Here is a 13,399-nt window from a genome sequence, read left to right as displayed (position 1 = left end):
CCGGTCAGCCTCGGCCTGGGCGGGGCTGGCCGAGATCGCGACAGTGCCGGTGGTGGCCAACACTGCGGCGAAGGCGGCGGCAGCCAGCATCCTGACGCGTCCACGCCTGCGACTTCGTGGTGGGACGGGGACGTTGTTCATGCTTCCTCCTCATGACGGCTGGCCGGTGGCCAGCAGTGCGCTACGAACCGGCGGTTCCGGTGACTGGGCGGCCACCATCGACTGTCGGCGTCGTACCGGGTGGTGGTGTGCCGGTCGTACTGCACCGTGACCGGCGGAGTAGGTAGCGACAATCGACGATCATCTAGATGCGTCGATGGGCAACAGTATTGGCTCGATGTCGCCAACCCGTCAACAACTTCCGGAAATACTCTCGAAACCTTCCCACGACCACCCGCTCACCTGAGTGAGCACGTTGGCGCTGCTCAGTAACAACGTGCTGGTCATCGGCCCGGCCGGCCGGCCGGAAGCCTCCATGACCGAGTTGGGCCGCGGGCATCCGGAAGTTCCAAAGACCTTCCGGACGCCGGTCAGCCGACCGGCCGAGTGCCCTCCGGCCGTGCGGCCGGGCTGCGGCACCCTGGTGGGCGTGCCGGCTAGCCGACGCCGGGACGGGTACTGAGCTGGCTGGTCAGCACCACCAGGAGCTCGAAGCGGGCGGTGGGGTCGTCCAGGGCGTCGCCGTACAGGTCGCGCAGCCGCTTGAGGCGGTAACTCACCGTCTGCGGGTGCACGAACAACTCCGCGGAGACGTCGGCGCGCGAGCCCCAGTGCCGCAGCCAGGCGTACAACGTCGTCAGCAGGTTCTCCCGCTGTGCCGGGCGCAGGTGCGCCAGCGGCGCGAGTCGGCGGGCGGTGAGCACGGCCAGCGCCCGCTGCTCACCGCGCAGGGTCAGTGCGACCAGGTGGTCGTCGACGAAGACCGGCCCGGGGTCGGGTCCGACCAGCCCGGCGGCCAGTTCGGCGAGCCGGACTGCCGCCGGCACCTGCGGCCAGCCCAGTTCCGGGCCGACCACCGCCCAGCGGCCGGCCAACGCCTCGGCCAGCGGGGTGCGTACCGCCCGAGGGCCGGCCCGCAACAGCAGCACGGCGTCGCGGCCCCGCTCCAGGACCAGGCCGTCCGCGCCGTACCGGAACCGCGCGTCGCGGGCCTGGTCCAACGGCAGCAGCACGGGCACCACGGCGTCCAGGTCGGGCCAGCCGACCCGGCTCGCCGCCGACTCGACGGCGCTGGGCATGCCGTCGCCGCGCAGCAGCAGCTCGGCGAGTTGCCGGCGGCGGTCGTCCTCCCCCGCCTGCTCGCGAAGTTGCAGGGCGTACCCGTCGGTGCTCGCGGCGGCCAGTTCGGCGACGTACGCGCTGACCGCGTCGGAGAGGTCGATCAGTTCCTCCGGGTCGACCGGGCGCAGCCGCGCCAGCGACTGGGACGCCGTACGCAGCAGCAGCCGGGCCGCCGTCCGCAGCGCCGCAAGCAGCGCCTCCGGCCCCCGGTCCTCGCGCGCCTCGGCGGCACCCAACCCGACGAAGACCTCCCGGAACCGGGGCGGCAACGCCGGTTCCCCGGTGCCGATGAGGTCGAGGAAGCGGTCGAGCGCCACCTGCACCGCGGTGCGCACGTCCCGGGCGAACTTGTCGTCGGCGATGCCGGCGAAGGCGGGCGTGGCCTCGGTGACGGCAACCGCGACGGCGGCCACGGTGGCCGGCAGGTGCGGGCGCATCGCGGCGGCCAGGTCGACGGGCAGACGTCGCCAGGGTGTCGCGGAGACGGGCGCGCTCACCCGGCGATTTTGTCACGCCGGGACAAGAAGGGCCGCAGTTCTCGCTGCCGGCGGGACGGTGCTTCGTCCGGAGCTTCCGCGCGACGATGGACCGACGACCGGGCCGAGCGGATGCGCGCCCCGGCGGTCGACGACCCGACGGAGGAGAACGCCGTGCAGCACCGCCTGTCCCGCCAGCATGTCGTCGACATGTGTCGGACGATGCTCGCCCGGGGCTACCTCAAGGCCACCGAGGGCAACGTCTCGGTCCGGGTGCCCGGCCACCGGCTGTACGCGGTGACCCCGAGCAACTACGACTACGACCGGATGCGCGTCGAGGACGTGTGCATCGTGGACTTCGACGGCAGGCACGTGCCCGACGACTCCGGTGCCGGGCTGAAGCCATCCATCGAGTGCGGGATGCACGCGAACATCTACCGGGAACGGCCGGACGTCAACGCGATCGTGCACACCCACCAGCCGTACGCCTCGGCGCTGGCCTTTCTGCGCAAACCGATCCCGGCGCTCACCGACGAGCAGGTGCGTTTCCTGGGCCGGGAGGTGGCGATCATCGACTACGCCCCGTCGGGCACCGGTTTCCTGGCCCGCAACGTGCAGAAGAAGGTGGCCAGCGGGGACAACGCCTTCATCATCGCCAACCACGGGGTGGTCGCGGTGGGCACCGACCCGGACCGGGCGGTGTTCAACATGGCGCTGCTGGAGAAGGTCTCCATCGCGTACCTGCTGGCGCTGACCAGCGAGGCGGGAAAGGTGCACACCATCCCGACCGCGATCCGGGAGATCGCCTTCACCAAGCTGCGGGCCGACGAGAAGCGGATCGCCGCGCAGATCACCGAGGCGGTCGAGCCGTTGCGGGTACCCGCCGACGAGGCGCTGCCCAGCGCCGACGCGGCGGCCGCCGAGATCGCCGCCCGCCGGCCCACCCCGCCGCAGTCGGCGGCGGGCACGGACGAGGCGGCCGGAGCGCCGGGCGCCGAATCGGCCCGGCTCGGGTACGCGATCAGCGAGTATCCCGACGTCGACGACGTGATGCGGCGGCTGAAGGCGCTGACCGCCCAGCCGGTGCGCGGCCTGCGCCACGACGCGATGCTCGACGTGCTCAACTACTTCGACACCAAGTGCCGGGCCAGCAGGGAGATCACCGACCGGGCGCGGCGACGGATCCCCGGCGGGGTGCAGCACAACCTGGCGTTCAACTACCCGTTCCCCCTCGCCGTGCAGAAGGCTGAGGGCGCGTACCTGGTGGACCGGGACGGCAACACCTACATCGACTTCCTCCAGGCCGGCGGGCCGACGATCCTGGGCAGCAACTACGGCCCGGTCAACGAACGGGTCGCCGAGGTGGTCCGGGCCTCCGGTCCGGTCACCGGCCTGTTCCACGAGTACGAACTGAAGCTCGCCGAGATCATCCACCGGTTCATGCCACACGTGGAGATGTACCGTTCCCTCGGTTCCGGCACCGAGGCGGTGATGGCGGCGGTACGCGGTGCTCGCGCACACACCGGCAAGAAGATGGTGATCAAGGTGGGTGGGGCGTACCACGGCTGGTCCGACACGATGGTCTACGGACTGCGGGTGCCCGGCACGTACCGGATGAACGCCAAGGGCATCCCGTTCGGCGCCACCGCCCGCACCCGGGAAGCGTTCCCGCACGACCTGGGCCAGCTCAAGCGCAAGTTGATCGAGAACCGGCTGCGTGGCGGCACGGCCGCCGTCATCGTCGAGCCGGTCGGCCCGGAGTCCGGCACCCGCCCGGTCCCCCGTGACTTCAACGCGCGGGTCCGCGATCTGTGCGACGAGTTCGGCGCACTGCTGATCTTCGACGAGGTGGTCACCGGTTTCCGTCTCGGCCTCGGCGGCGCGGCCGGCTACTTCGGCGTCACCCCCGACCTGACCGTGCTGGGCAAGGCGGTCTCGGGGGGCTATCCGATGGCCGGCGGCGTCGGCGGACGGGCGGAGGTGATGGCGGTCTTCGGCTCCGGACTGGACGGCAGGAGCGGGGCGCACATCCAGGTCGGCGGCACCCTGTCGGCGAACCCCCTGTCCTGCGCGGCCGGCTACTTCGCGATCGAGGAGATGGTCCGCACCAACGCGCCGGTGATCGCCGGACGGGCCGGTGACCGGCTCACCCGAGGGCTGCAGCGGCTGATCGACTCCTACGGGCTGCCGTACGTGGCGTACAACCAGGGCTCCATCGTGCACCTGGAGTGCAGCGGGGTCATGCTGCTGGACATGCGCAACCCGGTGAAGCTGCTCAAGGAGAACAAGGCCCGCAAGCGGCTGATGGAGCAGATGGGCGCCGCCTACACCGCGCACGGCGTCATCACCCTGGCCGGCTCCCGCATGTACACCTCGATGGCCGACACCGACGAGGTCATCGACGACGCGCTCACCCGGTTCGACCAGGTCTTCGCGCTGGTCGAGGGGGTCTGAGCCGGGTGGCCGCCCTCCCGCCGCAGATCCTCGCGGTCGACCTGGGCACCTCGGGGATGAAGGCGGCGCTGGTCGCCGCCGACGGCACGGTCACCGGCTGGGCCGAGCGGCCCGTCCCGCTGCGGCTGCTGCCCGGTGGCGGCGCCGAACAGGATCCCCTCGCCTGGTGGGCGGCGCTCGGACAGGTCGCCGCCGACCTGGGCCGCGCCCACCCCGACCAGATGCGGGCGGTCCGCACGGTCTGCGCCTCCACCCAGGGCGAGGGGACGATCGCGGTGGACGCCGCCGGTGAGCCGCTGACCCCGTGCATCAGCTGGCTCGACATGCGCGGCGCGCCGCACCTGCGCCGCCAGTTCGGCGGATTTCCCGCGTACCAGGGGATGTCGGTGCGCCGGATCGTCCGGTGGCTGCGGCTGACCGGCGGGATGCCCTCCCCGACCGGCAAGGACCCCGCCGCCCACATGCTGTTCGTCCGCGACACCCTGCCGCAGGTGTACGCGCGGACGGCGACGTTCCTCAACGTGCTCGACTGGATCAACCTGAAGCTCACCGGACGCACGGTGGCCACCGTCGACTCGATCCTGACCTCGTGGGTGACCGACAACCGACGTCCCGGCGATATCCGCTACTCCCCCGCCCTGGTCGCCGACTGCGGCATCGACGCGGACAAGCTGCCGCCGATCGTGGCCTGCACCGAGGTGATCGGCACGCTGACCCCGGCCGCCGCCGTGCACCTGGGGCTGCCCGCGTCGGTCCAGGTGGTCGCCGGGGCGATCGACAACACGGCGGCGGCGGTCGGTGCCGGCACCACCGGCGACAACGAGCCGCACCTGTACGTCGGGACCTCCTCCTGGATCGCGGCCCACGTGCCCCGGAAGAAGACCGACATCGCCGCCGGCATCGCCTCGGTCCCCTGTGCCATCGGTGACCGCTATCTGCTGACCGCCCTCCAGGCCACCGCCGGGGCCAACCTGACCTGGCTGCGGGACAAGGTCGTCGAGTACGACGACCCGCTGCTCACCGCCGGCCACCTCAGCCGCGACGAGGGCACCATCTTCGACGCCTTCGACACGATCATCCCGACGGTGCCGCCGGGCGCGAACGGCGTGCTGTACACCCCCTGGCTCTACGGCGAGCGTGCCCCGGTGGACGACGCGAACCTACGCGCCGGCTTCCTCAACATCTCCCTCGACACCAACCGCTCGGACCTGCTGCGGGCGGTCTTCGAGGGGGTCGCGCTGAACACCCGCTGGCTCACCGGCGCGGTGAACCGGTTCCTCGGTGCGCCGATCACCTCGATGGCCATCACCGGCGGCGGGGCGCTGTCGGACTCGTGGTGTCAGATCTTCGCCGACGTGCTCGGCGTCGAGATCCGCCGCGACGCGCAACCGCTCGCGGTCAACGCCCGGGGCGCCGGCTGGATCGGCGCGGTCGGCACCGGGCAGCTCACCTTCGCCGATCTTCCGGGCCTGATGCGTACCGACCGGGTCTTCACCCCCGATCCGACGCACCGGGCCGCCTACGACGAGATCTTCGACGTCTACCGGGAACTGCACAAGCGACTCGCCCCGGTCTACCGCCGCCTCAACCATGCCGGGGGCTCCCGCGTCGAGCGCTGACCATGCCGGTCGACGCCCCTTCGCACCCGCACGCCCCTGATTGGCATTTTTCGCCCGTTCTCACAATGTGGTCCGAGCGGGCTCGGCCGCCACCCTGGAAGTTTCCATATCCATCGACGATGGCGTCTGCCATTGCATCAATGCGATGCTGGGGCCTCGGTGCCGGCCATCGACAGGAGGGTATGTGCAGGCGATACGTCGGAGGCTCCTCGGAGCCCCTTCCGCTGATCCGCCGCAATCCCGGCTTGACCAGGAGGAATCAGCGGTCCAGCCGCAATCGGTCAAGGGACGGCTGGCGGCCACCGGTCGAATGGCGGCGCGCCTGTTGCGTCACGAATGGGTGGTGGCGTCATTGGCCGGCGTGGCATTGGCGGTGCTCCTCACCTGGCCGACGCTGAAGCATCCGTGGACGACCATTCCGGGTGACATCGGGGATCCCACATTGCAGGCGTGGCAGGTGGCCTGGGGCGGGCACGCACTGCTCACCGATCCGCTTCGGCTGTGGCACTCCAACACGTTCTTCCCGGAGCTGTACACCTACGCCTACACCGACAACCTGCTCGGTTACGCGCCCGCCGCCTTCATCGGTAACGGCGTGGAGGCGGCCGTGTTCCGCTACAACCTGCTCTACGTCCTGGCCCACGCTCTCGCCTTCGTCGGCGCGTACGCCCTGGTCCGTCAGCTCGGGGGCATCCGGACCGCGGCGGCCGTCGCGGGCATCGCCTGGGCCTTCGCGCCGTGGCGGCTCGCCCACAGCGGCCATCTGAACATCCTCTCCACCGGCGGCATCGCACTGTGCCTGGCGATGCTGGCTCGCGGACATGGCTGGTCCCTGCGGGACGGTCACCGACCGGCGCTGCACCGCCCCGGCTGGATCGTGGCCGGCTGGCTGGTCGCCGCCTGGCAGGTGACTCTCGGCTTCGCGATCGGCCTGCCGCTGCTCTACTTCCTGATCGGTACCGGGCTGGTGGTGGTCGCGGCAGTCGGTTGGGCCAGGTGGCGGACCGGTGGGTGGGTGCTGAGTCGCCGGGTGGTACTGGCCGACCTGTTCGGTGGTGCCGTCTTCGGTGCCGTCTGCGTCTGGCTGGGGACGTTCTTCCTGCGGGTGGTGGAGTTGAATCCGCAGGCTCGCCGGGATCTGTCCTGGACGGAGATGTTCTCGCCGCCGCTACGGGGATACTTCGTCGCACCCGCGGATTCCTGGCTGTGGGGTGACCACTTCGAAGCCGCCCGTGCCCAGTTGTCCTGGCCGCCGGAGATGGCGCTGCTGCCCGGTGTCACGTTGATCATGCTGGCCGTGGCCGGGCTGAGCTACTCGGTGTTCCGGGTACGGCACCGTGTCCTGCTCGGGCTCGGTGTGCTGGTCACCGGTGCGCTCGGCCTGGGCAGCAACCTCGCCGGAGCGGGCGACCCGGGGTATCTGACGTTGTCGCGGCTGCTCCCGGGCTGGGAGGCACTACGAACCCCGGGGCGGCTCATGGTGTGGACGAGCCTGCTGCTCGCCGTTCTCGCGGCGGGGGCGATCAGCGAGTTCGGGCGGAACCGCCCCAAGCTGGGCTGGCGAGGGCGGGCCACCGGAATCCTGCTCCTGCTGCCCGTGCTGCTGGTGGTTGTCGAAGGGATCAACCGGACACCGCACCCCGAAGCGCCGACCGCACCGGCGGCGATGCGGTCGGCGGCCGATCCGATCCTGGTCCTGCCCGCCGACGGTGTGTCCGAGTCCCACGTCATGCTCTGGTCCACCGACGGGTTTCCCCGCGTCGCCAACGGCTCCATCACCTTCGTGCCGGACAGCCAGCAGCAGATCCGCACGATGAGCACGACCTTCCCCGACCCGGTCAGCATCGCGTTCCTCCGACAGGTCGGCATCCGGTCGGTGGTCGTGCTACCGGATCGGCTCATGGGTACGCCCTGGGACGGCGTCGCCACCCGGCCGCTGGACGGCCTCGACATCAGAAGGGAGGAGATCGACGGCGCGCTCGTGTACCACCTCGACTGAGGCGAGCGCGACTGGGCTGCCTACTCGCGGGTGGCGCCCATCGGCTCGCGGACCAGGGCACCGTCGATGTAGCAGTAGCGCCAGTCCTCACCCGGCTCCAGCGACCGGATCAGCGGGTGCCCGGTCTGCCGGTAGTGCTCCTCGGCGTGGTTGTTCACCGAGTCGCTGCAACAGCCCACCGCCCCGCAGGTCAGACACATCCGCAACTGCACCCAGTCGTCGCCGCTCTCCACACATTGCGGGCACGCCTCGGCATCGGACTCGGTGATGTGGATCCGGTCGAGGTGGGTACAGGCGGTGCTGATGGTCTCCTCCCGCACGTACCGCCAGCTCGCATGCAACAGGCGGTCCGGGATGATCCGTGCCAGGTAGCGCGAGTTCGCCGCCAGCAGCGGGCTCACCACGGCCAGGATCAGCACGTACAGGGCGATGAACGGGCCGAGCCGTCCGTCGAGACCGGCGGCGATGGCGAGGGTGGCCAGGATCAGTGAGAACTCGCCACGCCCCAGCACGGTCAGGCCGACGTTGGCCGCGCCGCGCTGGTTGAGCCCGAACAGCCGGCCGGCGATCAACCCGGCGAGCACGTTGGTCACCACCGTCATCAGGACCGCCAGCAGCACCGGCACCGCCACCGCGCCGATCGCGTTGACGTTGATGCTCAGCCCGAACGCCACGAAGAACACCGCGGCGAAGACGTCGCGCAACGGCAGGACCAGGCGTTCCACCCGCTCCCGGATGGGGGTACGCGCGATCACCAGGCCGATCATCAGCGCCCCGATCGCGTCGGAGACCCCGATCTCCGCCGAGACACCCGCGACCAGCACCACCAGCCCGACCATGAGGATGGCCAGCAACTCGTCCTCGTTGCTGTCGATGACCTTGCCGACCAGGCGGGCACCGAATCGCGCGACGGCGAAGAGCACCACCAGGTAGGCGAAGCTCAGACCGATCCGCAGCACCAGTTCCCCGGCGGACCCGGCCCCGGACAGCAGCGGCGAGAGCAGCGCCAGGTACAACGCGAGGAACAGATCCTCGATCACGATGATGCCGAGGATGACCGGGGTCTCGGCGTTGGCCAGCCGGCGGAACTCGATGAGCAGCTTGGTGACGATCGCCGAGGAGGAGATGCCGAGGGCACCGGCGATCACGAACGCCTCGTAGCCACCCCAGCCCAGTGCCAAGCCGAAGAGCAGGCCGGCACCCACGTTGAGGGTGATGTACGCGCCGGCGGCGACGAACAACCGCTTGCCGCTGCCGAGCACCTGCTCCACCGGGAACTCGACCCCCAGGTGGAACAGCAGCAGCACCAGGCCGAGGGAGGCGAGCAGGCTCAGGTCCTCGGGATGGGCGATCAACGCGGGACCGGGGGTGCCGGGTCCGAGCAGGATGCCGGCGAGCATGAAGAACGGCACGGTGGGCAGGTTGATCCGGCGACCCGCGCGGGCCAGCAGGCCGGCGATCAGCACGAGGGCTCCGAAGCCCACGAGGTCAGCATGCACGGTGAGGACTCCTGGAGCGGACTGGAGAAAGGCGTACGGCGCGGGACGCTACTCGGAGAAGTACGTGCCGGCCAGCAGCGCGCCGACCTTGCGCGCCTGCTCCTCCGACATCTCGATCACGGCCACCGGATCATCCTTGCCGGCGGCGAAGACGTACAGGTCGCGGGTGCCGTCCCGGCGCACCACCACCGAGATCCGCTGGGTGTTGCTGCCCAGGTCGACGTCGTACCGCTTGCCGATTCCCGGCAGTTCCTGCACGTAGATCCCTTTGCCCATGGCCCCTCCCCGTCGCGCGTTCCCCGATCTCTGCGCAATGGTACGAGCCGGCGAGGTCGAGCTGTGGCCCACCGTGCGCCTCAGCCCCGGTACGCCTCGTCGAGGAAATCACGCACCAACGCCACCACGGCGTCCAGGTGGGTCTCCAGCAGCCAGTGGCCGCCGTCGAGCAGGTGCAGCCGAGCCTGCGGCAGGTCCCGCAGGTACGCCCGGGCAGCCCCCTCCGGCATGTAACCGTCGTGCGGACCCCAGACGATCAGGGTGGGCGGCTGGTGCGTTCGCAGGTACTCCTGCTGGCGGGTGAACCACTGTCGGGTGTGCCGCTGGTCGGCGAGCAGGTTGGTCAGGTGCTCACGCCGTTCGGGAGTGTTCAGCACCGCCCAGGACAGGGTCCACAGGTCCGGGCTGACCCGCTCGGCGACGCGTGGCGGCAGTTCGCCGAGGAACTCGTCGCGGAAGCCGGCCAGACACACCGCCTCGGACAGCTGGCGGCGGCCGGCCGGCGTGGGGTCGTCCCAGAACCGCTTCAACGGGGCGTACTTAGGGCCGTGCTGGTCCTCGTAGATGTCCCCGTTCTGAATGATCAACCCGGCGATCCGCGCCGGCTGACTCATGGCCAGCCGCAGCCCGTGCTGCGAGCCGTAGTCGTGCAGGTAGATCACGTACCGGTCGAGGTCCAGGGTGTCGACGAACCGGCGCAGGAAGTCGGCGTGCCCGTCGAAGGTGTACGCGAAGTCCGCTGGAGTCGCGCTGTAGCCGAAGCCGGGGAAGTCGGGCGCGATCGTGCGCCACCGGTCGGCCAGGGCGGGCATCAGGCCACGGAACTGGAACGACGAGCAGGGGTACCCGTGCGGCAACAGGAGCACCGGAGCGTCCGCCGGCCCCGCCTCCCGGTAGAACGTGTCGATGCCACCCACGTCGACCCGTCGGTGCGCGATGGCCATACCTCTAGATCACCACCTGCTTGGTCTGCGGCAGCACGTCGATCAGGGACTGCGACACGTTGATGGTGTCGGAGATGACCTCGTGGGGCGTGTTGGCCATCCATTGCATGACCGAGATGTCCTCGAACCGGGGGTGGCGGAACATTTCCAGGAAGACCAGCGGTTCGTCGCCGGTGTTCTCGACGTAGTGTCCGTAGGCGAACGGCACGTATCCCACGTCGCCGGCCTGGAAGTCGAAGGTGCGGGCGGCGGCCGAGGAGGCGAACACACCCATGCGTCCCCGGCCGGAGATGTAGTACTGCCACTCGTCGGTCGTCGGGTGCCAGTGCAGTTCCCGCATCCCGCCGGGCTCCACCTCCACCAGGGCGGCGGCGGTGGTCGTCGAGGCGGCGAAGTTGGTCGAGTCGGTGATCCGTACCGTGCCGCCGCGAAAATGCTGCGGGGTCTGCGCGAGCATCCGGTGCTTGAAGCTGCGCGGCACGTCGCCGGTGGGGCTGACGATGCGGTCCATCGACAACGGCGGCGGGACGTCCCCGGCGAATATGTACCTCTCATGCTGGGCCAGGCCGGCCATCTGCTCCATCGACCAACCGAAGTTCTTCGCCAGCACCGACCTGGGCACGTGGGCGAAGAAGTCGCTGAGCAGGAACGTGTTGTTCTCCGAGAAGCCACCGTCGTTGAACACCAGCAGGAACTGCGCGCCGTCGGCCAGGGCCTGAATGTGGTGCGGGATGCCCTGCGGGAAGAACCACAGATCACCGGCCTGGACATCCTCGGTGAAGTTGCGTCCCTCCTGATCCACCGCACTGATCCGGCAGCTGCCGCTGAGCATGTACGCCCACTCCGACTCCTGATGCCAGTGGATCTCCCGGTACGCGCCGGGCTCCAGGCCGAACTGGACCCCGGCGAGAGTGGTGGCGATCGGCAGATCCCGCATGGTGACCTCGCGCGTCCAGCCACCCTTCTCCACCCGGGTGTGCGCCTGGGAGAAGGAGAACTTCAGGTTCGGTACCAGCCGGCTGTCCGTGGTTGGTGGTACCAGCAGGTCGGGGTTCTGCCGCTCCAGCTCCACGTTGCGCCCGGCGATGGGTGCAGCGCCCTGGTCACCGCGCCGCGGCTGGGGATCGGTGTCCGCCATCGGTCAACTCCTACCTGCTCCAAACGGCGTCGTCGCGCCCGACGGGCACCGCACCGGGCAGCCCGGATTCCCCCGGACGTCGCCCCGCAAACGGCGACGCCGGGGATCCGGCCTGCCGTCAGGAGGTCAGCCGGAACGTGGCGTCGTTGCGCGCCTGGGCGTCGTTGATCGGATCAAGCCGGAGCAGGTAGTTGTAGTGCCGGATGTACCGGTCTGGATAGTTGTACGACTGGAACGACGACCAGGACGAGTTGCCGAGTCCGGCGACCTGCCGGAAGGCGGCGTCGGCGGCGAAGACCGAGCTGCCGTCGTTGGCCGCCAGCACGAAGTCGAAGCCGTAGTGCCGCAGGTAGTGGCCGGGGTGGTTGACCGACTCGAACGACACGTACCCGGTGCCACCAGCCAGGCCGGGCACCACCCGGAACTGGGCGTCCTGCGCCGGGCTGACGTTCGCGTCGATGCGTACGTCGTAGTTGACGTGCCGCACGTACCGGTCCTGATGGGTGTACGCCTGGATCCGGTTGACCGGGGTGGTGGCGCCCCACCGCCCGAGCACCGCGCTCTCCTCGGCGGCGGTCAGGTTCAGGATCGAGCCGTGCCGCTTGCGGGTGCCGCCCAGGTTGTAGTCCGACCGGGTCCGGAAGTTGGTGACACTGCCCAGGTTGGTGGAGGTGACCGGCATGTATCCGCGACCGGTGGCGTACTGGTCGAGCCAGAGGGCCCACTCGTTGCGGCCGTTGAACTGCATCCACATCGGCCCCTCGACGACGTTGCCGCCGCCCGTGCCGTTCGAGATGCCCAGGTGCGACAGGTTGCCCAGCGTCGTCCACGAGCCGAGGATCGAGTTGCTGGCCTCGATGGTGATGTGCCCGTCGGCCGACGCCCGGTAGTAGCGGTAGCCGCCGACGGCACCCGGCACCTCGATGATCTGGGTGTCGATGATGCCCTGGCCGCCGCCGGGCCGCTCGATGTAGAGCTGGGGCGCGGTGAAGCTGCGGAAGTCGCTGGTCCGCACGTACCAGATGCGGTGCTTGGTCACGCCGTCGCGGAGGGAGTTCGTCGCCCAGTAGACGACATAGTCGCCGGTCGCCGGGTTGTAGATGGCCTCCGGCGCCCAGGCGTTGCCGGCACCGGGGATCGCGCCGGCCACGTTGATCAGCCAAGGAGTGGACCAGTTGACCAGGTCGCGGGACTCCCACACCACCAGCGACCGGCTGCCCCGGTTCGCCGCGTCGTTCCATGAGGTGCCGCTGGCGATCCGCAGATCGGTGGCGACGATCCAGTACCGGTCGCCGGCGGGTGAGCGGACGATGGAGGGGTCACGGACGCCGCGAGTGCCGACCGTGGAGAGCAGCACCGGCGAGCCGTTGTTGAGATCGCGCCAGGTCAACCCGTCCCGACTGTGCGCGAAGTAGACCTGCTCGCCGTTGGCCGACTCGCCGGTGAAGTGCGCCATGAGGTAACCGGTGAACGGGTCGAGCGCAGCGGCCTCCGCCCTCGGTGCCTGCACCGAGGGCAGCACGAGCAGACAGAGGGCGGCGAGCAGGGCACTCAGCCTGGTCAGGACTCTGGACATGCGCGGCTCTCCGGTCCGGCCGAGCCGACGTTAGCGTTAACATCACCCTCGCCGGACCGGCCAAGGTCACTGTTTCGGGGGTGTTACGAAGTCTCCGCCTCAAATCGACGGCCGTCAAGACGGCAGTCGACGGCCTC

Annotated in this window: 9 protein-coding genes; 3 read left to right on the top strand and 6 right to left on the bottom strand. The window is 70.0% G+C overall.

Annotation, left to right across the window (positions count from 1 at the left end):
- Positions 1-596: 596 nt before the first annotated feature.
- Complete coding sequence (locus tag SM447_RS25535) at positions 597-1,778, bottom strand: PucR family transcriptional regulator (protein ID WP_474575410.1); 1,182 nt, start codon at positions 1,776-1,778, stop codon at positions 597-599.
- 111 nt (positions 1,779-1,889) lie between these two features.
- Between SM447_RS25535 and SM447_RS25530 the strand changes: the two genes are divergently transcribed.
- The 3 genes from SM447_RS25530 (at position 1,890) to SM447_RS25520 (ending at position 7,829) form a co-directional block, all read left to right on the top strand.
- On the top strand, positions 1,890-4,211 hold the full coding sequence (locus SM447_RS25530; RefSeq protein ID WP_474575409.1) for an aminotransferase class III-fold pyridoxal phosphate-dependent enzyme: 2,322 nt from the start codon (positions 1,890-1,892) through the stop codon (positions 4,209-4,211).
- A 5-nt stretch (positions 4,212-4,216) separates the two neighbouring features.
- Entirely contained in the window at positions 4,217-5,830 is a 1,614-nt protein-coding gene (locus SM447_RS25525) for a xylulokinase (protein WP_474575408.1), read from the top strand.
- Between the two features lie 193 nt (positions 5,831-6,023).
- The gene (locus SM447_RS25520) at positions 6,024-7,829 is read left to right on the top strand and encodes a hypothetical protein (protein WP_474575414.1); all 1,806 of its coding nucleotides are present in this window, start codon (positions 6,024-6,026) and stop codon (positions 7,827-7,829) included.
- A 20-nt stretch (positions 7,830-7,849) separates the two neighbouring features.
- On the opposite strand, the gene SM447_RS25515 is transcribed toward SM447_RS25520, so the two are convergent.
- The 5 genes from SM447_RS25515 to SM447_RS25495 all read right to left on the bottom strand — a co-directional run bounded on the left by SM447_RS25515 (position 7,850) and on the right by SM447_RS25495 (position 13,262).
- Complete coding sequence (locus SM447_RS25515; protein ID WP_474575407.1) at positions 7,850-9,328, bottom strand: cation:proton antiporter domain-containing protein; 1,479 nt, start codon at positions 9,326-9,328, stop codon at positions 7,850-7,852.
- Between the two features lie 48 nt (positions 9,329-9,376).
- On the bottom strand, positions 9,377-9,604 hold the full coding sequence (locus SM447_RS25510; protein ID WP_164447009.1) for a cation:proton antiporter regulatory subunit: 228 nt from the start codon (positions 9,602-9,604) through the stop codon (positions 9,377-9,379).
- A gap of 80 nt (positions 9,605-9,684) precedes the next feature.
- The gene (locus tag SM447_RS25505) at positions 9,685-10,548 is read right to left on the bottom strand and encodes an alpha/beta fold hydrolase (protein ID WP_474575406.1); all 864 of its coding nucleotides are present in this window, start codon (positions 10,546-10,548) and stop codon (positions 9,685-9,687) included.
- 4 nt (positions 10,549-10,552) lie between these two features.
- Complete coding sequence (locus SM447_RS25500; RefSeq protein ID WP_474575405.1) at positions 10,553-11,686, bottom strand: cupin domain-containing protein; 1,134 nt, start codon at positions 11,684-11,686, stop codon at positions 10,553-10,555.
- A 118-nt stretch (positions 11,687-11,804) separates the two neighbouring features.
- Entirely contained in the window at positions 11,805-13,262 is a 1,458-nt protein-coding gene (locus SM447_RS25495; protein ID WP_474575404.1) for a glycoside hydrolase family 43 protein, read from the bottom strand.
- Between the last annotated feature and the right edge of the window lie 137 nt (positions 13,263-13,399).

Source organism: Micromonospora aridisoli (assembly GCF_056150025.1).
Note: the sequence above shows the minus strand (reverse complement) of the source record. Positions and strands in the feature narration are given on the sequence as shown.

Excerpts from the sequence above, each read along its gene's own strand:
- SM447_RS25530 (WP_474575409.1), top strand. The coding sequence starts at position 1,890 with ATGCGCGCCCCGGCGGTCGACGACCCGACGGAGGAGAACGCCGTGCAG.
- SM447_RS25510 (WP_164447009.1), bottom strand. The coding sequence starts at position 9,604 with ATGGGCAAAGGGATCTACGTGCAGGAACTGCCGGGAATCGGCAAGCGG.
- SM447_RS25505 (WP_474575406.1), bottom strand. The coding sequence starts at position 10,548 with ATGGCCATCGCGCACCGACGGGTCGACGTGGGTGGCATCGACACGTTC.
- SM447_RS25500 (WP_474575405.1), bottom strand. The coding sequence starts at position 11,686 with ATGGCGGACACCGATCCCCAGCCGCGGCGCGGTGACCAGGGCGCTGCA.
- SM447_RS25495 (WP_474575404.1), bottom strand. The coding sequence starts at position 13,262 with ATGTCCAGAGTCCTGACCAGGCTGAGTGCCCTGCTCGCCGCCCTCTGT.